The organism is Nostoc sp. LEGE 12454 (assembly GCF_056620565.1).
This window is the reverse complement of sequence record NZ_JBWQXL010000045.1, coordinates 1-19,523: the sequence shown is the minus strand read 5'-3', so window position 1 is coordinate 19,523 and position 19,523 is coordinate 1. Positions and strand designations below refer to the sequence as shown.

The window sequence follows — 19,523 nt, the reverse complement described above, 5'->3', positions numbered from 1 at the left end:
TTGACCTCAATAATTTAGTTAGATTCTCGATCGCTCCGATCTTAGATAGATTCTAAAGGGTTAGTATCAAGTTTGTCGGTCGGAAAAGGTCGGGAAAAGGTCGGGTTCTTTTTCGTAGATTTACGTAAACTTTTGGCTAAAAATCAAGTTTATGGTGTGAATATTGTAGTAAGAGTGTATTACTACCGAAAGAAATGACGGTTGAAGAAGCGATCGCAATAGTTGAGCAATTATTGGAACGAGGACGCTTAACGAGAGCGCAAGAGATTGTATTTCGCTACGCTTGGGAAGGGATAACTTATCTTGAAATGGCGCGAACAGTCACTTATGACCCCGGTCACATCAAAGATGTTGGCTCGGAATTATGGCGATCGCTCTCTCAAGCTTTGGGCGAAAAAGTTACCAAAAATAACCTGCAAGGAGTGCTGAAGCGAACTGCACAGCGACAACAGGACATAAACACCTCCTCAACCTTAAACTTTCAACCCTTTACGAACTATACAAATTGGGGAGAAGCAATCGACGTTTCCCAATTCTATGGACGTACTACAGAATTAGAAACCATCAGCCAATGGATTGTGAGAGATCGCGCTCGTGTAGTCACACTATTAGGTATGGGTGGTATAGGCAAAACCGCGCTATCGGTGAAGTTAGCAGAACAATTGCAGGGAGAATTTGAATATGTGATTTGGCGATCGCTCCGACACGCACCTTCTTTTGACGACAAGGTTACGGAGTGCATCAAAATCCTTTCTCATCAACAAGTTACCACATTGCCTGCTTCCCGCTATGAGCAAATTACTTGTTTAATCGAGAACCTCCGCAAATCTCGATGCTTGATGATTCTGGATAATTTCGACACATTATTGCAGCAAGGTAAAGAGACGGGCTGTTACCGTGAGGGCTACGAACCCTATGGCGAACTGCTGTGGCGATTAGGAGAAACACAGCATCAAAGCTGTGTGCTGGTCACAAGCCGGGAAAAACCTACTGAAATCGCCGCCTTGGAAGGTGATGGTTTGCCAGTTCGTACCCTTGCTTTATTAGGATTAGAAGTCGCAGTCGGGCAAACAATTTTGACACTCAAAGGGCTATCTGGCTCCGAAGAAGAAACCCGCCAACTAGTTGAGTGTTACCGTGGTAATCCCCTAGCTTTGAAAATTGCCGCCACTTCCATTCGGGACTTACACGAAGGTAACATCGCCAGTTTCTTTTCTGAAGGCACAACCGTATTTAAGGGTATTGGCAATCTTCTAGAACAACAATTCAAAAGACTCTCCACGTCTGAGCAGCAAGTGATGTACTGGCTGGCAATTAATCGGGGCAAGCTTTCCTCGACAGAATTGCAAACAGCTTTTACATCAATATTGCCTAAGCCTAAGTTAATCTCAGTCCTCGAATCTTTACGCTGGCGTAGCTTGATAGAAAGCAATACTGGAGGATTCACACAGCAACCTGTGGTGATGGAATATGCGATAAAGTGCTTGATTGAGCAAGTCTGCGAGGAAATCGTCACAGAATCACCGCAATATCTGCTGACTTATGCTTCGATGCAAGCCCAAGCAAAAGACTACATCCACGATAGTCAAATTCATCTGATTGTAAGACCTATCCTAAATCAACTACGAATAACCCTTGGCTCTGCCGATCGGCTGGAGGATAAACTTGGCAGACTAGTTAAAAAGCTCCAAAATGAAAAACCCCATCCACAAGAGAATGAAGTTTTTAGGCATAGCGAATGGGATAAGCAGATAAGAGGGCGTAGGAACAAAGCAGACTCAAACAGTCAGAAGCAATCCCATCCCATTCTGGCTTCGCCCAGATAATATCGTGTCCGGTGAAAGACTTATCATTAAGACCGCAGAGGGGCAGAGGTGCAGAGGGGAGGGGTTTTTGGGCTTTCTGCATAGAGAAAGGGAATCATAACTAATTAGCCGGACATCATATCACTTAGTTGAAAAACGTTTTAAATCTTGTAAAACTGCGGTGGCTGATTGATAGCGATCGCTAAAATGATAGCAAACCATTTTATCTAAAATTGCCGCTAATTCTTCACTTACTTGCACGGTTTGTTGCCACATCACATTCCCCGTTTCTGGATCTGGGTGGAGTTCTTGCGGTGATATCCCAGTTATGGCTTGAATAGCAATCATTCCTAAAGCATAAATGTCACTGCATAAGCGGGGATGACCGGCAAATTGTTCTGGAGGTGCATAACCTCGCGTTCCAATGGCTACTGTGGCTAATTCTGTTTGCTCGCTACTCGACGGTTGCATTAATTTGACAGCACCAAAGTCAATCAATACCAGCCGATTATTTTTAACACATCTAATAATATTAGTCGGTTTAAGATCGCGATGAATCACTCGATGTTGATGAACAAATTCTAGAACTTCTAAAACTTGTTTGAGCATTTCCATTACAAATGATTCATTTTGCACATTTTGTACGGGTGGTAATTCTTCGCTTAGGGTATGTCCCTCAATATATTGTTGAATTAAATAAAATTCTTGGTCATCTTCAAAATAAGCAAGTAGTTCGGGAATCTGATGATGTTTACCCAAAGTTTCTAAAATTTCAGCTTCACTATTAAATAACCTGCGAGCGACTTGCAAAAATCGTGTATCTTGACGGGCTGGCATTAACTTTTTAACTACACAAGTAGGATTACCCGGTCGTTGAGTATCCTGTGCTAAATAAGTCCGACCAAATCCACCTGCACCAAGAGTTTGAGAGATTTTGTAGCGTCCACCTAAAAGCAAATCACCTGATTTTATTTCGGGTGAATCAACTGGGGGAGGAAAGTCAACAGACGAGTCGGGAACTGCTGTTTTATCTTCTAAGAGTACATTTAATTGGGCGATCGCTTCTTGTTGTTTTTCAACTTGCAGAACAATCACCTGAGTTTGCCGCTGATTTTGGTAGCTAGTATAAGCGATCGCACAGATACTACTAATCACTAAAGCAAGAGCAGCAGGGATTAATGGCACCCATCCAGCTTGCAAAAATAAAGCAACGCAGATTACTACTAAGCCAAATAGAGTTATCGTTTCCACCACCAGCAAAAGCAGCGGATTTTGCCACCGCAATGCTAAAACACCACCTAATAGCGACCAGCCCCACACCCAAATAAGTTCCACCCAGTTTGGCCAATACCAAATCAAGGGTCGCCCATCCAACACTGTACTGATGAGTTGACTTGCTATCTGTGCATGAATAAACAGAGCAGGCATTCTGGCTGGTTGATCTGGTAAAGCGCTGTAGGGCGTATAAAAGCCACCTGGAGGGATATTAGCCGCTGTAGTGCCAATAATTACCAGACGGTCTTTGAATAAGCTGGGGTTGACTTGGCCGCTAAGAACATCTGTAAGGCTTACTTGATCGACGAGGCTATTAGGGTGACGGTAATTTAATAATATTTGATAGCCCTGTGCATCCAAATGTTGGTAGCCAGCAGAATTAGGTTGTAAACGCCGGAACAGGATTTTACCTAAGATAAAATCTCCTTTTTTAGTAAAATCGTATTTAATGCCTTGTTTGTCCAGATAATTAATTGCAATTAATGCCCCAAATGCAAATGATGTTGTACATTTCTTGTCTGTGGGATTAGCAAATAATAAAGTGCGGCGGAGACTTTGGTCGTTTTCATTGTCAGTGACCACATCGCTAAACCCAACATTATCTATAGGGGCATTCGGCGGCGGGGGAATTTCATCTCTACCCAAGCTGCTGAACAAACAGGTAGTGACAATGTTATCTTGATTTTGGAGATTAGCCGCCAAATTATTGTCTTCTGGTCGGAAAAGATATAAACCAACAATTCGCGGTTGATAAGACTCTATTTTCTTTAATAGCTGATTGATTGTCCGATCTGATAGAGGCCATTTCTCTCGTTTGAGATCGGCATCAGTAATTTTTACTAGTAAAATCCGCCGATCGGGTGCTTCTGATGGACGCGATCGCAACATCTGGTCATAAACTCTTAATTCCCAAGGCTGTAACCATTTGATTTCCCGAACTCCCCAGATAAAGGCGGTGACTCCTATACTGGTAACAAAAATAATTTGTAGCCAACTTTTGCTCTTAGAAGTTTCACGGGAATCCTGAACTTTGACAAAAGGTACGCGGAGTTTTTCTAATAGTCCACTAATCACGGCGTTGAGGCGGTAGCCTGAATTGGGTAGATGTTGTCGGCACAAAAGTCAATTTTGGGAATCTAGGTTAAAAGCTAATTAACCTAAAGCTCCTATTAATGTAACAATTTACTTGTTAATTAGAAACTTTGACGTATTCTTACTTTTAAAGCAAGCTTACGCCCAGCGTCAACCATAGAATCAGCCAAGCCCTAATCATCTATTGGAGATGTTTGAACGTCTTCAACAGGATTGGTAATTGGCAAAGAAATCGGATTAGTAGATGGAGTTAGTGAATCTAACCGAGGTTGTTCCAGTGATGCTTCAATGCTGGAATCAGCAGTGGAGGAGCCAACAATCTTATCATAGTTAGAAGCAACAGCTAAAAAAGCGCCACCCAAAATATAGATAGGTAATGGCAGATTAAATTCTTGCAACCAGTCAAACAGTTCTGCTAAGGCAAACAGCACCAAAAAGCAAGCAAGCCAAACCTTCATATTCTTATCCCCTGAATTGAAACAATTCTATTACTAGCTTAAATAGCTTGGATGATAGTTGATGTAATACATAATCACCAACTTACAAGGTCTATAGCCGTAGATAGATGGAGTCAAAGTTATAGCAGATGCTATTCTAAGTACACAGTATGCGATCGCTCACGTCCTCTCTGAGACAACTACGCTTGTGAATGGGGTTCCAGCTATTCTACAATCCTTGGGCGAAAGTTTAGGATGGCAAGCTGGAATAATCTGGAGTGTAGACGATGAAGCTAATATTCTACGCCCCATGAGTACTTGGTATTCATCTGACTTGGAAAAAGAACCATTTAACCAGCACACAATTGCTTTTAGTGAAAGTTTAGCCGGTCATATTTGGGCAAGTGGTGAACCTGTTTGGATTTCAGAACCCGCCCAAGACGAGAATTTTTTTGCCACCGCCATCGGATTTCTGATTCGGTTGGGTAATAAAATCTTAGGTGTAATAGAATTTTTCAGCGCTCAAATTTTAGAACCTGACACCAATTTACTCCAAATGATCGGTGCGATCGCCACTCAAATTGGTCAGTTCATTGAGCAGCAGCGAAGCTCGTCATTACTGCAAGAAAGTGAGGAAAAATATCGTCAGATTTTTGAAATTCCAGGTGTCTCGATTGAAGAATAAAATTCTACCATTGTTAAAGATTTAATTGATAATCTGAAAGATCGAGAGGTTACAGATTTGCGGCAATATTTGGATGAACAGCAGCAAGTAGAAGAAAATCTGCGTCATAGTGAAGCACGCTACCGCTCACTGGCAGAAGCAAGCGCATCCATCGTTTGGAGCGCCGGGCCTTGGGGCAACGTTGTTGATGAGATTCCGACTTGGGAGGCGTTCACTGGGCAAAGTCTCGAACAATACAAAGGATGGGGTTGGGTTGACGCACTACACCCAGATGACCGGACATCTGTAGCTGCTATTTGGAGACAGGCCTTTTTTGGACGCAGCGTTGCAGTTGCCGAGTATCGCGTTCTGCGGCATGACGGTGAATACCGTAACATGGCTATACGCGGTGTGCCTATACTTGACGAAATAGGCGAAATCCAGGAATGGGTAGGAATGTGCATGGATATCAGCGAACGCAAGCAAGCTGAGGCAGAACGCGAGCAACTGTTGGCGCTACTGAAAACAGAGCAGACTCGCTTGATTGAGGCTAATGTTCTGCTTGATACCCTCTTTAATAACGCCCCTGTAGGTATTGGTCTATGGGATGAGAAATTGAGATACGTTCGCTTGAATGACGCTTTAGCTGAGATTAACGGTCTTCCCCAAGAAGCGCATATCGGTAAGACCGTCGCTCAAGTGCTACCTGGGGTAGATGCTGCGGTGATGGAAGCTTTACACCATGCGATCGAGACGGGAGAATCTATTGCCCAAGAGTCCAGTGGAGAGACACCCGCCGTACCTGGAAAGCAGCGGCACTGGTCGGTAAATTATTATCCGATTAAACTACCAAGTGATATTAGTTGGGTAGGCGCAATCTGTCAAGAAATCACGGAGCGCAAGCAAGCAGAAGCCGAGCGGGAACAGCTGTTTGAGCGAGAGCAAGCGGCTCGTGTTGAGGCTGAAACTGCCAAAGAGCAAGTAACCAAGATTTTGGAGAGCATAACTGATGGCTTTCTTGCCTTTGATAGTCAGTGGCGCTTTACCTATCTCAATCATGAGGGAAGCAGAACTCTGGGGCGTTCCCGCGAGGATCTGCTCGGAAAAAATTTGTGGTTAGAGTTTCCAGAACTGGCTAATACTAGCTTTGGTCAACTTTATCAAAGCGCAGTTGCTCTAGGAATGCCGCTTGAGCTTGAAGATTATTACCCACCCTTTGATGCATGGTTTGCGGTTCGCGCCTATCCTTCAGCCACAGGGTTATCACTTTATTTCCGTAACATTAGTGTGCGCAAGCAGGCAGAGGCAAAACTACGCGAGAGTGAGGCGTGTTTTCGGCTGCTGGCTGAGAATTCAACTGATATTATTTCCCGCCAGACAGTAGATGGAATTCTTCTGTATATTTCACCAGCTTGCTACACAGTATTGGGGTATCAACCAGAGGAACTAGTCGGTCATCCCAGCCAGGAGTTAGTTCACCCAGACGATTTGGCAGAGATTGCGAAAAATTACGCAGTCAATGCCGATTTACCAGATATTTATACCGTTACTCACCGCGCTCGTCACCAAGACGGGCATTATATCTGGTTGGAAGCAACTATTCGAGCTATTCGCGATCGCCAAACTCAAGAAATTTTAGAGATACAAGCGTCTTCGCGAGATATCACTAAGCGCAAACAAGTGGAAGAGGAGCAGCGTTTCCTCGCTGAAGCTAGTGGTATTTTGGCTGCATCATTGGACTACGAAACAACCCTAGCAGGTTTGGCGCGTTTAGCAGTGCCGGAAATCGCTGATTGGTGCTTAGTTGATATTATTTGTGACAATCAATTAGTCCGTCGGGTTGCAACAGCCCATGCCAATCCAGAGAAACAAGAATTGGTAGAACAGTTACAAAATTATCCGCCTGATTTGGCACAAACAGCAGGTGTTGCGAAGGTAATACGGACGGGCAAATCACAAATTATTCATTTTATTTCTGAGGAACAGCTTCAAGGGTTAACCCACAACGCCAGTCACCTCAAAATCTTGCAAGAACTAAATCCGACATCTGGCATGAGCGTACCGCTAATCGTTCGGGGACGGGTGTTGGGAGCTATGACTTTAGTCTCTTCTTTAGGTCGTTTCTACGATACCAAAAGCTTGATGTTAGCTGAGGAGTTAGCTAGCCGAGCAGCGATCGCAGTTGATAATGCCGGACTCTACAGAGAAGCACAGCAATCTCAACAGGCGGCTTTACGCGCAGCATCTCGCATTACCCGTCTGCAAGCGATTACCGCTGACCTTTCTGAATCTTTAACTCCCACACAAGTTGCTGAAGTAATTGTAGAGCAAGGTATGGCAGCTTTGGGAGCTAGTTCTGTTTTTGTGGCACTAGTGACTCAAAGCGGCACTGAATTAGAACTTATCCGAACTGTTGGCGGGCAACAAGAAATAATAGATTCCTGGCGTCGATTCTCGATTAATGCATCCGCGCCACTGGCAGAAGCAGTAAGAACTAAGCAGCCTATTTGGGAAGAGGCAACCGAAACAAGGATTGCTCGTTACTCAAATCTTGCCAAGGAATACACTCAATCCAACTACGGCGCTTGGATTTCGATTCCATTGCTCATCGAGGGACGAGCTATCGGTGGAATGTCTCTAGCTTTTACCGAAATTCAAAAGTTTAATCAAGACGATCGAGCCTTTATGCTGGCACTAGCACAGCAGTGCGCTCAAGCGATGGAACGTGCCCGCCTATACGAGGCAGAGCAAACTGCCCGGAAAGCAGCAGAAAATGCCAACCGGATTAAAGATGAGTTTCTGGCAGTACTTTCTCATGAATTGCGATCGCCACTCAACCCAATTTTAGGATGGTCAAAGCTACTCCAAACCAAAAAACTTGATGAAAAGACAATTCCTCAAGCGCTGAAGACTATTGAGCGAAATGCGAAATTACAGGCTCAACTGATTGAAGACTTACTGGATATCTCCCGGATTTTACAAGGTAAAATCAGCTTGAATATTTACCCAGTCGATCTGACATCTGTGATTTCCGCAGCAATGGAGACAGTGCGGCTATCGGCAGAAGCTAAGTCAATTGATATGCACATTAGCCTGGAACCAAATTTGGGGCAAGTTTTGGGAGACTCCAGCCGATTGCAGCAAATCGTTTGGAACCTGCTCTCAAATGCGGTTAAGTTTACACCAGAAGGGGGACGGGTTGATATTCGACTATCATCATGTCCGAAATCAAATTCCAACTCAGCAATCATTCAAGTCAGCGACACAGGGAAAGGCATCGACCCCAATTTTCTGCCTTACGTGTTTGAATATTTTCGCCAAGAGAACAGCAGCACCACCAGAAAATTTGGTGGATTGGGGTTAGGATTAGCGATTGTTCGTCACTTAGTCGAACTGCACGGTGGGACAGTCCAAGTAGAAAGTGAGGGCGAAGATCGGGGAGCAACTTTTACAGTAAAACTACCGTTAATCCAAAATCAATTAGAGATTAAACAGGAGAGTAGCAATTCTGAGCCATCTTCAAATTTGAATGGTGTCAAAATTTTAGTAGTCGATGATGATACAGATACGCGAGAATTTATTGTTTTCTTACTAGAGCAGTATGGGGCAAATGTGACAGCAGTAACATCAGCAAATGAAGCCCTAGCCACTTTAGCCCAATCCTTGCCAGATATACTTTTAAGTGATATTGGAATGCCAGAAGTAGATGGCTGTATGTTTATGCGACAGTTAAGAACATTGCCAGCAGAGCAGGGAGGAAAAATTCGAGCGATCGCACTTACCGCCTATGCTGGAGAAATGAACGCTCAACAAGTGCTAAAAGCCGGATTTAACAAGCATATAGCCAAACCAGTAGAGCCAGCCGAATTAGTAGATGCGATCGCTAACTTAATCGCTGAATAAACAAAGAGTCAGAATTCCGAATTTATTTTCCACTGATGAGTGTTTCGGGAGTAATAGCTGCATATTCTTGAGGCGTGAGCAATGCTTCTTTAACATCAATCTTTTTGGGTAAGATTTTTTCGTTATAGAACAAATCAGCAACACTTTGCTGGGCTTGCATTAGTTCTGGAGTAATTCCTCGCAGCCGATAATTAGCACGGCTAGAAATTATTTCCTGAATGGGTAAATCAATTTTGAGTACTGGTGCTATAAGTTTGGCTACTTCTTTACGATTTGCTTCTGCCCATTGACCATTTTTATCAATTTCTTCTAAAATTATCCGAACTAATTCGGGGTTTTCCTGAGCAAATTCTCGCGTTCCTACATAGTATCCGCCTGGAGTACCGATATTTGTCGCATCTCTCAGCACACGCGCACCGTGGAGTTTTTCTACTAAAGCTAAATGAGGATCGCCAGTTACCCAAACTGGAATAGTGCCCTGAATAAATGCACCACGAGCTTCCACATTGGGCATACTTAAAACTTGAATATCACTATATTTTAAACCTACTTCTTTTAAGGCTTGGATGATAAAATAGTGAGAAGCAGAACCTTTTTGAAAGACTACTTTTTGACCTTTGATATCAGCTAAAGTTTTAATTGGAGAGTTTTTCGGAACTGCGATCGCACTACCTTTACCAGAATTTGGGCCAAGTCTTCTCCCAGCCAAATAAATGATTCTTGCACCCGCAGCTTGGGCAAAGATCGGAGGAGTTTCTCCAACTGAGCCAATATCAATTTTGCCCACATTCATCGCTTCCATGAGTTGTGGCCCTTGAGCAAATTGTGACCACTCTACTTTTAAGCCCAAAGGCTCCAAACGTTTTTCTAAAACTCCTCTGACTCTAACTAAATCACCAGAGCTTTGATACCCTATTCGCAGCAACTTTGTTTTAAAGGTTATAGTCTTAGCCCCTGCTGGTTCTGCTTTAGGAGCAATTCCTGTATTTGTATTAGATACAGTTGACGTACAACTTATTAAAGTAGTAGATAAAGCTACAAAACCAGGGATTATAAATAAGGCGAATTGACTGATTACTGTCGTCTTAGTTTTCATGAAATTATTAAACATTTTTGCACCTCAATTTTTGATTAACTACGATTGAAAAGCATTAGCTAATAACGTAAATTTTTCAGTTTATTAAACTTGATTACAATTATTTACTTGTTAGATTTAATTGAATCAGCTGTGCCAAACTTTTTTCTAGAGTTCCTTGCTTTCTCATAACGGCAAGAGAACCAAGCTTAGAATAAACAACTCGTAGCTCTTGCTTTTGTAAAGTATTAGAAACTATTTGACTTTGAGATTGTGTACTAATTGTGGATGGTTCGTTTTGAGTAGTTTTGGTTTCTTGGCTGCAACCAACTATGCTCATTGGTATCGTGAGCGAGCAAGCAGCTATAGCAATCCTAAATGATTTGTGAGAAAACACCATACTCATTGAGCTTGGGAAAGTCAAAAGTTTGACAATGAATCGATAATTCAAATAAAGCCTTAACTACAGAGAAAGAATGACAGAAAAAATAAAACTCTCTGATCAATCTTTTTGCAGAGAGCCAAATATCTTCTACAGGGTTTTGTTGTGGTGCATTTGGGGCAAATCTCTCACACGTTATCAGCCATTGTTCTTTTTCTAGTTCACCATTCAAGGAGTGTAAATAATCTTTAATTTGCTGCGAACGATGGTAACTGGCGCCATCCCAAACGATTAAAAGTCCTGCTCCTGGACGCTGTGAGCGAAGATATTCCAAAAAATTAATCGTATTTTCCGAATCACCTTTTTTAGCAGGGTAAGTGAGAAATTCTTTCGTTTTGTAATCTAATCCACCGAAGTATGTTTGTTTTTCACGAGCGTTTACTACCGGAATCGATATTCGTTCACTAGTCTTTCCCCAAACATATCCACAGATGTCTCCCCATAGTAGATGACATTCATCTACCATGAATACAACTAGTTCACCAGACTCTATTTCCTCTGGTCGCATTTCCAATAACTCACAAATTTCTTTTTTTTTAAGGTAACTAATTCTGGGTTATGTTTTGGATTATGAGCTTGAGTTTTCTTCCAACTAATACGTGCTTCATTGAATAAATCGTAATAGCTTTGCTTCGATTCAAATGCGACACCATACTTCGATGCAATCTGGTACTCTAACTCATTACAAGTCCATAATTCCTTTGTGAAAAGCCATTCTATTATCTCTACACGTTGTTGTGGGTTCAAAAATCCTTTACTTCCTTTATGTGCTAGCTTTAAACCCTCGACTCCGTTTTGAAAAAATGCTTTTTTCCATTTACTGATGAAACCGGATGAAACACCCAATATTGGTATTATCGCCTCATGCTTATATCCGCAGAGCAACATTTTAACTGCGTTTGCTCGTTTAATTTCACGATTATCCTGGCTGTTTTTAATGAACTCTGTTAATGATTGTAACCACATACATTTTACCTGTAGTCGCAAATATAACTTTCATGCTGCCTCAGTATTTTCTCACGAATGATTCCGGATTGCTATAGAATCAAATGCCCATTAGCTTAATCTTCTGAGATATAAATTCTAAAAGGGACGACTACCTGCAAGGCTAACCCGCTTTAATACTCGTCGCTCATTCGGATTGAATGCTTGACGGTAATGTAAGGTAGCTTGATTATCCCAGTAGACAATATCACCTACTGACCATTTATGTTGGTAGTAGAACTTGGGTTGAGTTAAATGTTGCCTCAACTGTTCAATTAGTTTAGATCCTGCTTCCGGCTCTAACCCGACAATTTCCACTTCTGTAGCAGCATCTAAATAAAGATGCTTTTTACCACTTTCTGGATGTGTTCTAACTAAAGGATGGGGAAAGATCGGACTGATTAAAGGAATAGTTTTGTCTAAACGATATAAAGGGCGAGGTGCATTCCGGTCTTGCAAAAATGGGTTGTAGGTAATTAACTGCAAATCTGCAATCCGTTCTTTGGTGGCTTCATCTAATGCCTCATAGGCTAAATTGGTATTTAACCAATAAGTATCTCCACCATGAGTTGGTATTTCCAACGCATAAAGAAGCGAACCACTAGATGGGGTAGGAGTCCATTTGTGATCGGAATGGAAAGTTAATTCTCCAGTACCGGTATAGCCACCATCGACATTTGAAATAGAAATCACCACCGGAGTTTCTCCTGGTTTAGAAGCTAATACTGGAGTTTCATCAGATGGTACAAAGAGTGCGCCAAAATATAGAGAAAAGTTCAAAAGTTCTTTATCCGAGAGCTTTTGGTCTTTGAAAATTAAGATGTGGCGATCGCGCAGAGCTTGCTTAAGTTGTAATATGACTTCAGGTGCGATCGCTTGACTGGCATCAAGATCGGTAACTATCGCTCCCAAAGGGGCATCAATAGACCTAATTTTAACTTTTGTCAAAGTCGAGATTGGCATAATATTCTCCTGTGCTTTAATTTTTTCTTGAGATAATTACTTATTTGCTAGAACTTCTGAAGGAGTAATTTTGGCGTACTCTTCAGGTGTTAAAAACCCGTCTCTAACATTCACCTTCTTGGGGATAAGTCCTAAGCTGTACCATTTGTCTGCAACTTCCTGTTGCTTAGTAATGGTTTTCTCAGTGATTGGTACCAGCCCATATTCATATTTTTTATGCATTATTTCTAGAGTCGGTGGATCTAGTTGAGTTACAGGAGCAAGTAATTGTGCAACTTTTTTGGGATGATTTTTAGTCCAGATTTCTGCTTTTTCTAATTCCTCTAAAAACACTTTGATCACATCAGGATGAGCCTGATAAAACTGGCGTGAGGTTGAGTAAAAGTTGCCAGTATCCCGCAACTTATCACCATCTGCTAAAACACGAGCGATTTTATTTTGTACATTTCTGGTAGCGAATGGCTCCCAAATATACCAAGCATCCACCTTGTTTTGACTGAATGCCGCATTTGCATCTGGCGGCGTGAGAAAAACTGATTGGACATCGCTCAGTTTTAGTCCTGCATCTTCTAATGCCTTAACTAATAAATAGTGACCGATAGAGGCTTTCTGAAAAGCTACTTTTTTACCCTTCAAATCAGTAACACTTTTAACTGGAGAGTTGACAGGAACTAAAAGTGAAATGGCTTTCCCACTAGGGTGTGTAGTAGCTAGATAAACAAGAGGCGCTCCTGCTGCTTGTGAAAATACAGGAGGCGATTCGGCTGTAGATGCGATATCCAGTCCATTGGCATTCAGGGCTTCTAGTTGTTGTGGCCCAGCCGCAAACTCAGCCCACTGTACTTTAAAACCCAGAGGCTCTAATCGCTTTTCCAAGGAACCCTGCTTTTCTAAAACTGCTAGAGCAGAAAGTTGTTTGGAACGTACAATCCGTACTACTTGCTTTTCTGTTGACTTCTCTGTAGTGCTGGATGAAACCACAGATTCAGGCGAAGTTGCCGACTGTTGAGTGTTATTTTTTGCTTCACTACAACTCGATAGGGCTGTTGATAGCATTAAGCAGTAGCCCAGAGCAAACAACAAGGAACGACGTGTTGTTCTCTGGCTTTTTCTGAATTCAAACTTTCCTTTTAAAGCTGACATGGGTTGTTTTATTAATTTACCTTTAAGGGGTTAGAACAATGATGATTAATTGCAATATAAAAAACAAAAAATCTTTTTTATTAAGTTATTTAAAAACTACAATAAATATTTTTTCTAAATTTAAAACCTTTCTTGATGAAATTAGGGAAAAGAGTGGGTGATACCCACTCTGCAACGACTCGAGGAACTGAAAATTTAATAGTTAGGAGGGAAAGTTTAGGAAGTGGAGTGAGAAGATCCCACTCCAATGTTGTGCTAGTGGAAAATTGAAACTTGGAAGTGAAACTCTGTCTTGTTCGTGTTCAATTTTGCTAGTGCTTCCAAGCGACTAAAATTGTAGCTTTGAGTTCTTCTGTAAAATGTCCAGACGGCTCAACTGCTAGTAGCGCTTCTCTAAGATCCTTTTCAAATGCTGGAGCGTTATCACCATAGAAAATTTTCAAAGAGAAGGCTGTAGTGTATAAATAGCCAAGATAGCTATCGAGAGTCCAAGATTTTTCAAATAGCACTTCATAGTTTTCTTGACGAGCAAAAGCCGAATTGCCAATTACGACTTCATGAGGAGGATCTACTGGCTTACGAGTGCCTTGTCCTCGTTGTCCAGTCCGCCGCTCATTGCCTAACCATTTTTTCACTACTCCAACAGCAGCTTGTTTCCAAGGTAGATTGCTTTCCCAAGGGTTGTCACCAGTCTGAAGCAGTGCTATTCCACCATCATCAGTTAGCAATTCATAAAGGCGTTCAAGCACTAATTCGCGTTCCATCCAGTGGAAGGCTCTACCAATGGTGGTTAACTTAAATTTCCCTAAACTAGAGTCGATTAATTCGGCTCCTTGTTCTAACCAAGTAATATTATTTGCTCCGACTGCTGCTGCTTGCCGTTTAGCTTCTGCAATCATTTCTGGATCGGGATCGATCGCTACAACTTCTTCAAATTTGGTTCGCAGAGGAATTGAAATTAACCCTGGGCCAGTACCCAAATCAAGGAGTCGTCCTTGACCATTGAGATTAAATATTTGGGCTAGCTTATCGAATACAATCGGTGGGTATTTGGTTCTATATTGAGCGTAGCCCTCTGCGGCTCCCTCAAATAAACTTGGGTCGTAGGTAGGAAGTGTTTTGAGTTGAGTCATATCAATTTTGGATTTTAGATTTTGTAGAGACGCGATTCATCGCGTCTTTAGGGATAAAGGTGGAGAGAGAAATAACCAATGCCCTAAGAATATTGGGTAATGACGGGTAGCTGCTCGTTGAGTACCCAATCCCCGATCGCACGCAATTTGTAGTCCACGGGATCGTGGAGGGTAAAGGTTCGCAAATCTCGCCAGTAACGGTCAAATCCATATTTGGTTGCTGTGGCGCGAGTTCCGGTAACTTCAAAGATGCGGTTGGTAATATCTATACCTACACGGCTAGCTAATGCCTTGGCTGCGGAAACTGCGATCGCAACTTCTCCCCTCTCCTGATGAGTCAGTTCTACATCCTTATTCCATGCTGCTTGCACCTTTTCGGCTGCTTGGTCGGCTAGAGCGATCGCAGCTTGAATTTCCACCCAAAAATCTCCGTAATGATGCAGAATATATGGGTCTTGAGTTGCACTATCTACTCCTGATGTAATCCACGGTTGAGTAGTAGTTTTAGTATATTCACGAGCAGCAGCGAAGGCTCCTTTAGTAATTCCTAGATAAACGTTGGTTTTTGTTAGCTGGGCAATAATACCAAGAAAAGTTGAGAAGGCACTATCATGAGGATTTGGTGGCCCCAAAATCTCATCTTTTTCTACTAGAACATTGTTAAATGTATAACTACCGCTATCAGTGCGACGTTGCCCAATATTATCCCAATCTTGATTAGAAACTAACCCTTCCCTGTCTTTGGGAATTATAAATATGAAAGGCAATTCTACACCATCTTCTAAAGCAGAGAATACCCGATAATCTGCAACGGAAATACCTGTACCAAAGCTTTTAACACCATTAACCCGAAAATTCTCGCCTTCTGGGTTAATTTTCAGCCTTGTATCCTTTGTGTTAATCGCATTTGCCCAAAATAAGTTATTTTTAGCAGTTTCTCTATAGTATTTTTCTTTTTGGGCTGACGTACCGGAAACGTGAGCCAGAGCCGTCAAGTTGAGATGATTACCATATAATTGACCAATTGAACCATCAGCTTTTGATAGCTTTCTGACAATTTTTAAAGCATCAATCCAAGTTGCACCAATTCCACCATATTGCTTAGGTACAATCAGTGGTAGCAGTCCACTTTCACGTAGTTTATTAATTTCCTCTTCTGGAACTCCAGCTTTGGCATCGCGTTGAACTGCGGATTGAGCAAGTTCCTTGGATAGAGAAGTTGCTAGGTCAATGTAATCCTTTGGTTTTGTAATATCTAGTACCATAATTAAATCATTTTTGTGTAGGTTAGTTTTTGCAAGTCGATGCAATAAAGGTATAAACCAATGCATCAAAGGCACAAACCAATGCAATAAAGGTACAAGTCGATGCATCAAAGGTGCAAACCGATGCAATAAAGGTGCAAGTTAATGCATCAAGGGTGCAAGTCGATGCAACAAAGGTGCAAGTCGATGCAATAAAGGTGCAGATTGTTGGTATTAGACACAGAATTTAAGAGAAATGTAGAGTGGGCAAGGCCCACGCTACAAGTGAACAGAGGAAATGGAACATGGAACGTTGTAAAGAATTGTCCTTTGTCATTAGTCCTTTGCAAATGACCTAATGACTAATGACAGTTACTTCTTGGTCGCAAGATATTCGTTGGCGGCTTTCTCAACACCTGTACCTTTGAAGAAGTCTTGATTGAGACTGGTGTACAACTCCAAGGGATGGATTGAGAGGAAGTAGCGGAGGTCTTCTTCGGTAATGATTTCGCGTTCTGCCATTGAGTAGGCGTTGGCTGTAACGGCGGTGATATCAGGCACATCCCAGTGACCGGAATCTGAACCCAAGAAGGCTTTAACGCGTTGGCTTTGCCCGCCGTAGGCATCGCCAAAGGGATTAGCGGCACGATTAAAAGCTTGGCTGACACGGGTATCGTCTGATTCTGTACCGAAGTAGAAATGATTCAAGAAGCGATCGCGCACATCTTCTGGCTTCTCAATTCCTGCTAGTTCAAATTCGTCGAGTTCGCCTGGATTTTCTGGTGCTAATAGTTGATGGTGGAATCCTAAACCGTCACCAATCTGATCTAAGCGTCCATCTACAAGTTCGCCACCGTAGCGAGTATACAACTCTACTAATGCTTCTTTGTCGATAATCGCAGGATTATTATTTGACAACAAATGTTGTTTGTTGCGCGTTTCCCAGTGCCAAATAATATCAGCGTATAGACTAGCACCCCAAGCTGAACCACCTTCTAAGAAGGCAAACTTTAATTGTGGGAAGCGGCGCGTAACTCCACCAAAGAACAGCGATTTGCATAATGCTTCTGCTGCAAAGGCAAAGTGATTAATGTGATTATACTGGGCGTTGGTGACAGAACGCTGTGTTGTCCAACCTTGGCTAGAAGCGTGAGTTGTGGGTACAACCTTCAGTTCTACGCACTTAGCCCAGAATGGATCGTAATCATACTCGCTATCTAAGCCAAAGTTATCAATCCAAACCACTTCGTTAGCCACTTCTTTGCCGTACTTCTCAAAGGCAGGAATTGGCCGACGAACGTAACCGGGGATTTGAATTGCTTTGAGTCCCAGAACATTCACTGCATATTCCAATTCTTCAATCCCTTCTTCGGGAGTATGCAGGGGAATGGCGGCGATGGGTGTTAAGCGATCGCTATAAGGACGGAAAATGTCAGCATGGTAAGTGTTAACTGCCCGACAAACAGCCCGCCGCATTTCTTCGTTGCCGATATTCGGGGCCATCGTTGCCAAGTTTGGGTACACAACGGCAAAGTCTGTACCTGCTTCTTGCAAGCGTTCGTGCAGCAACTTGGGCAAGCTAATGGTAGCCAAATTCAAAGTGTTTTTTGTCGGACGGCCCCACCAGTTAGGGCGATTGGAGCGATAAGCAAAACGTTCTTCCCAAGTTTGCTTGTACCACTTAAAGCGGGAAGATCCTGGTAAATTCTCTTTGAAACGTTCGACAAGTGCAGTTCCACCAACTTGCTCTAAATAATCCAAGACTGCCGGTTCAAATTCTTGGGTATGTACATCGGTATCAATGATGGGATAACCAAGTTTTTCCCGAATTTGAGCAGACCTAGTTTTTTGTGGGCGGTCTAGAGCGATCGTCATGATAGTTTACCCTCATCAAATAGTTTATGATTCTTGTAGAGACGGCGATTTATCGCGTCTCTTTTGCAGCCAAAAATTCATCTGCTGTTTTCTCCACAGCCGTACCTTTGAAAAAGTCACGATTCAGGCTGGTGTACAACTCCAAGGGATGAATTGACAGGAAATATTGCAAATCTTCTTCGGTGATAATCTTGCGTTCTACCATTGAATAGGTATTGGCTGCGATCGCAGTAATATCAGGTACATCCCAATGACCAGAATCGGAACCCAAAAAGGCTTTAACGCGATCGCCATAAGGATTAGCTTTGCGGTTAAAAGCTTGGGCTACACGGGTATCATCTGATTCTGTACCAAAGTAGAAGTGATTCAAGAAGCGATCGCGGATATCCTCTGGCTTGGTAACTCCTGCAACGGCGAATTCATCTAAATCACCTGGTTCTATGGGAGATAATAACTCAGCGTGGAAACCTAAACCGCTACCTAGTTGATCCAAACGACCATGTACTAATTCGCCACCGTAACGGGTATAGAGTTCTAGCAATTCTTCGCGATCGATATTGGCAGGATTGTTGTTTTCCACCAAATGGTCTTTATTGCGGGTATCCCAGTGCCAAATCAAATCGGTGTACAAACTAGCACCCCAAGCGGAACCTCCTTCTAAAAAGGCAAACTTGAGTGTGGGGAAGCGGTGAGTTACACCACCAAAGAACAGAGATTTACATAGTGCTTCCGCAGCCGATGCAAAGTGACCAATATGGTTGTATTGGTAATTGCTAATGGAACGCCGATTTATCCAGCCCATACCGGAAGAGTGGGTGGTGGGTACAACTTTCAGTTCTACGCACTTCGCCCAGAAGGGATCGTAATCATACTTACTATCCAAGCCAAAGGTATCAATCCAGATGGCTTCGTTGGCTACTTCTTCGCCATACTTCTCGAAGGCAGGAATGGGGCGGCGGACATGTCCGGGGATTTGAATGGCTTTTAGTCCCAGCACTTTCACAGCATATTCCAATTCTTTGATCGCCTCGTCGGGCGTATTCATAGGAATAGCAGCAATGGGTGTTAAGCGATCGCTATAAGGGCGGAAAATATCAGCGTGGTACGTGTTCGTTGCACGACAAACAGCCCGCCGCATTTCTTCATTCCCGATGTGTGGAGCCATCGTTGCCAAGTTGGGATACACAACGGCAAAGTCTGTACCAGCTTCTTGCAAGCGTTCGTGCAGTAACTTTGGCAAACTAACTGTAGCTAAATTTAGGGCGTCGTTAGTGGGGCGAGTCCAGAAGGGAGGGCGGGCGGTGCGGTTAGCGCGGCGTTCATCCCAAGATTGCTTGAACCATTTAGAGCGAGATGCACCGGGTAAGGCATCATGTAAAAATAACTTGAACAATTTGCCGAATGGTTAGATGATCGGAATGTAACCGAATTAAAGGCTTATATGTCTGATAAGCAGGTAGTAGAAAGCATTCAAGACAAGTACGATTC

At 42.7% G+C, this 19,523-nt stretch carries 14 protein-coding genes; 3 read left to right on the top strand and 11 right to left on the bottom strand.

Annotation, left to right across the window (positions count from 1 at the left end; genetic code table 11):
• Window positions 1-194 precede the first annotated feature (194 nt).
• Window positions 195-1,826, top strand: a complete 1,632-nt coding sequence (locus tag AC1F2U_RS28545; protein ID WP_480264201.1) for a helix-turn-helix domain-containing protein — start codon at window positions 195-197, stop codon at window positions 1,824-1,826.
• 120 nt (window positions 1,827-1,946) lie between these two features.
• On the opposite strand, the gene AC1F2U_RS28540 is transcribed toward AC1F2U_RS28545, so the two are convergent.
• Window positions 1,947-4,154: a CHASE2 domain-containing protein gene (locus AC1F2U_RS28540; protein WP_480264226.1), complete on the bottom strand. Its 2,208-nt coding sequence runs from the start codon at window positions 4,152-4,154 to the stop codon at window positions 1,947-1,949.
• Between the two features lie 191 nt (window positions 4,155-4,345).
• Entirely contained in the window at window positions 4,346-4,630 is a 285-nt protein-coding gene (locus AC1F2U_RS28535) for a hypothetical protein (RefSeq protein WP_480264200.1), read from the bottom strand.
• Window positions 4,631-4,817: 187 nt separating this feature from the next.
• Between AC1F2U_RS28535 and AC1F2U_RS28530 the strand changes: the two genes are divergently transcribed.
• Window positions 4,818-5,294 carry a GAF domain-containing protein gene (locus AC1F2U_RS28530; protein WP_480264199.1) on the top strand — a complete coding sequence of 159 codons (477 nt, stop codon included), beginning with the start codon at window positions 4,818-4,820 and terminating at the stop codon, window positions 5,292-5,294.
• Between the two features lie 57 nt (window positions 5,295-5,351).
• Entirely contained in the window at window positions 5,352-9,176 is a 3,825-nt protein-coding gene (locus tag AC1F2U_RS28525) for a PAS domain S-box protein (protein WP_480264198.1), read from the top strand.
• 22 nt (window positions 9,177-9,198) lie between these two features.
• On the opposite strand, the gene AC1F2U_RS28520 is transcribed toward AC1F2U_RS28525, so the two are convergent.
• The 9 genes from AC1F2U_RS28520 to AC1F2U_RS28480 all read right to left on the bottom strand — a co-directional run bounded on the left by AC1F2U_RS28520 (window position 9,199) and on the right by AC1F2U_RS28480 (window position 19,428).
• Complete coding sequence (locus AC1F2U_RS28520; RefSeq protein ID WP_480264197.1) at window positions 9,199-10,287, bottom strand: sulfonate ABC transporter substrate-binding protein; 1,089 nt, start codon at window positions 10,285-10,287, stop codon at window positions 9,199-9,201.
• A gap of 85 nt (window positions 10,288-10,372) precedes the next feature.
• Window positions 10,373-10,591 (bottom strand): hypothetical protein, encoded by a 219-nt coding sequence (locus AC1F2U_RS28515; RefSeq protein ID WP_480264196.1) that lies wholly within the window; start codon window positions 10,589-10,591, stop codon window positions 10,373-10,375.
• A gap of 34 nt (window positions 10,592-10,625) precedes the next feature.
• A protein-coding gene (locus AC1F2U_RS28510) for an IS630 family transposase (protein ID WP_480264195.1) occupies window positions 10,626-11,659 on the bottom strand; the annotation gives its coding sequence in 2 pieces (ribosomal slippage) (window positions 10,626-11,233 and window positions 11,233-11,659; 1,035 coding nt in all).
• 117 nt (window positions 11,660-11,776) lie between these two features.
• The gene (locus tag AC1F2U_RS28505) at window positions 11,777-12,640 is read right to left on the bottom strand and encodes a TauD/TfdA dioxygenase family protein (RefSeq protein ID WP_480264194.1); all 864 of its coding nucleotides are present in this window, start codon (window positions 12,638-12,640) and stop codon (window positions 11,777-11,779) included.
• Window positions 12,641-12,676: 36 nt separating this feature from the next.
• The gene (locus AC1F2U_RS28500; RefSeq protein ID WP_480264193.1) at window positions 12,677-13,783 is read right to left on the bottom strand and encodes an aliphatic sulfonate ABC transporter substrate-binding protein; all 1,107 of its coding nucleotides are present in this window, start codon (window positions 13,781-13,783) and stop codon (window positions 12,677-12,679) included.
• A gap of 311 nt (window positions 13,784-14,094) precedes the next feature.
• Window positions 14,095-14,916, bottom strand: a complete 822-nt coding sequence (locus tag AC1F2U_RS28495; RefSeq protein ID WP_480264192.1) for a class I SAM-dependent methyltransferase — start codon at window positions 14,914-14,916, stop codon at window positions 14,095-14,097.
• Between the two features lie 83 nt (window positions 14,917-14,999).
• Window positions 15,000-16,289, bottom strand: a complete 1,290-nt coding sequence (locus tag AC1F2U_RS28490) for an acyl-CoA dehydrogenase family protein (RefSeq protein ID WP_480264191.1) — start codon at window positions 16,287-16,289, stop codon at window positions 15,000-15,002.
• Window positions 16,290-16,532: 243 nt separating this feature from the next.
• Window positions 16,533-18,035, bottom strand: coding sequence for an amidohydrolase family protein (locus tag AC1F2U_RS28485; RefSeq protein WP_480264190.1), 1,503 nt, complete (start codon window positions 18,033-18,035; stop codon window positions 16,533-16,535).
• Window positions 18,036-18,084: 49 nt separating this feature from the next.
• Window positions 18,085-19,428, bottom strand: coding sequence for an amidohydrolase family protein (locus tag AC1F2U_RS28480; protein ID WP_480264189.1), 1,344 nt, complete (start codon window positions 19,426-19,428; stop codon window positions 18,085-18,087).
• Between the last annotated feature and the right edge of the window lie 95 nt (window positions 19,429-19,523).

Bases quoted from the DNA above. Each gene is read 5' to 3' on its own strand.
- AC1F2U_RS28545 (WP_480264201.1), top strand. From the start codon at position 195: ATGACGGTTGAAGAAGCGATCGCAATAGTTGAGCAATTATTGGAACGA.
- AC1F2U_RS28535 (WP_480264200.1), bottom strand. From the start codon at position 4,630: ATGAAGGTTTGGCTTGCTTGCTTTTTGGTGCTGTTTGCCTTAGCAGAA.
- AC1F2U_RS28520 (WP_480264197.1), bottom strand. From the start codon at position 10,287: ATGTTTAATAATTTCATGAAAACTAAGACGACAGTAATCAGTCAATTC.
- AC1F2U_RS28515 (WP_480264196.1), bottom strand. From the start codon at position 10,591: ATGAGCATAGTTGGTTGCAGCCAAGAAACCAAAACTACTCAAAACGAA.
- AC1F2U_RS28505 (WP_480264194.1), bottom strand. From the start codon at position 12,640: ATGCCAATCTCGACTTTGACAAAAGTTAAAATTAGGTCTATTGATGCC.
- AC1F2U_RS28500 (WP_480264193.1), bottom strand. From the start codon at position 13,783: ATGTCAGCTTTAAAAGGAAAGTTTGAATTCAGAAAAAGCCAGAGAACA.
- AC1F2U_RS28495 (WP_480264192.1), bottom strand. From the start codon at position 14,916: ATGACTCAACTCAAAACACTTCCTACCTACGACCCAAGTTTATTTGAG.
- AC1F2U_RS28490 (WP_480264191.1), bottom strand. From the start codon at position 16,289: ATGCATCGACTTGTACCTTTATTGCATTGGTTTGTGCCTTTGATGCAT.
- AC1F2U_RS28485 (WP_480264190.1), bottom strand. From the start codon at position 18,035: ATGACGATCGCTCTAGACCGCCCACAAAAAACTAGGTCTGCTCAAATT.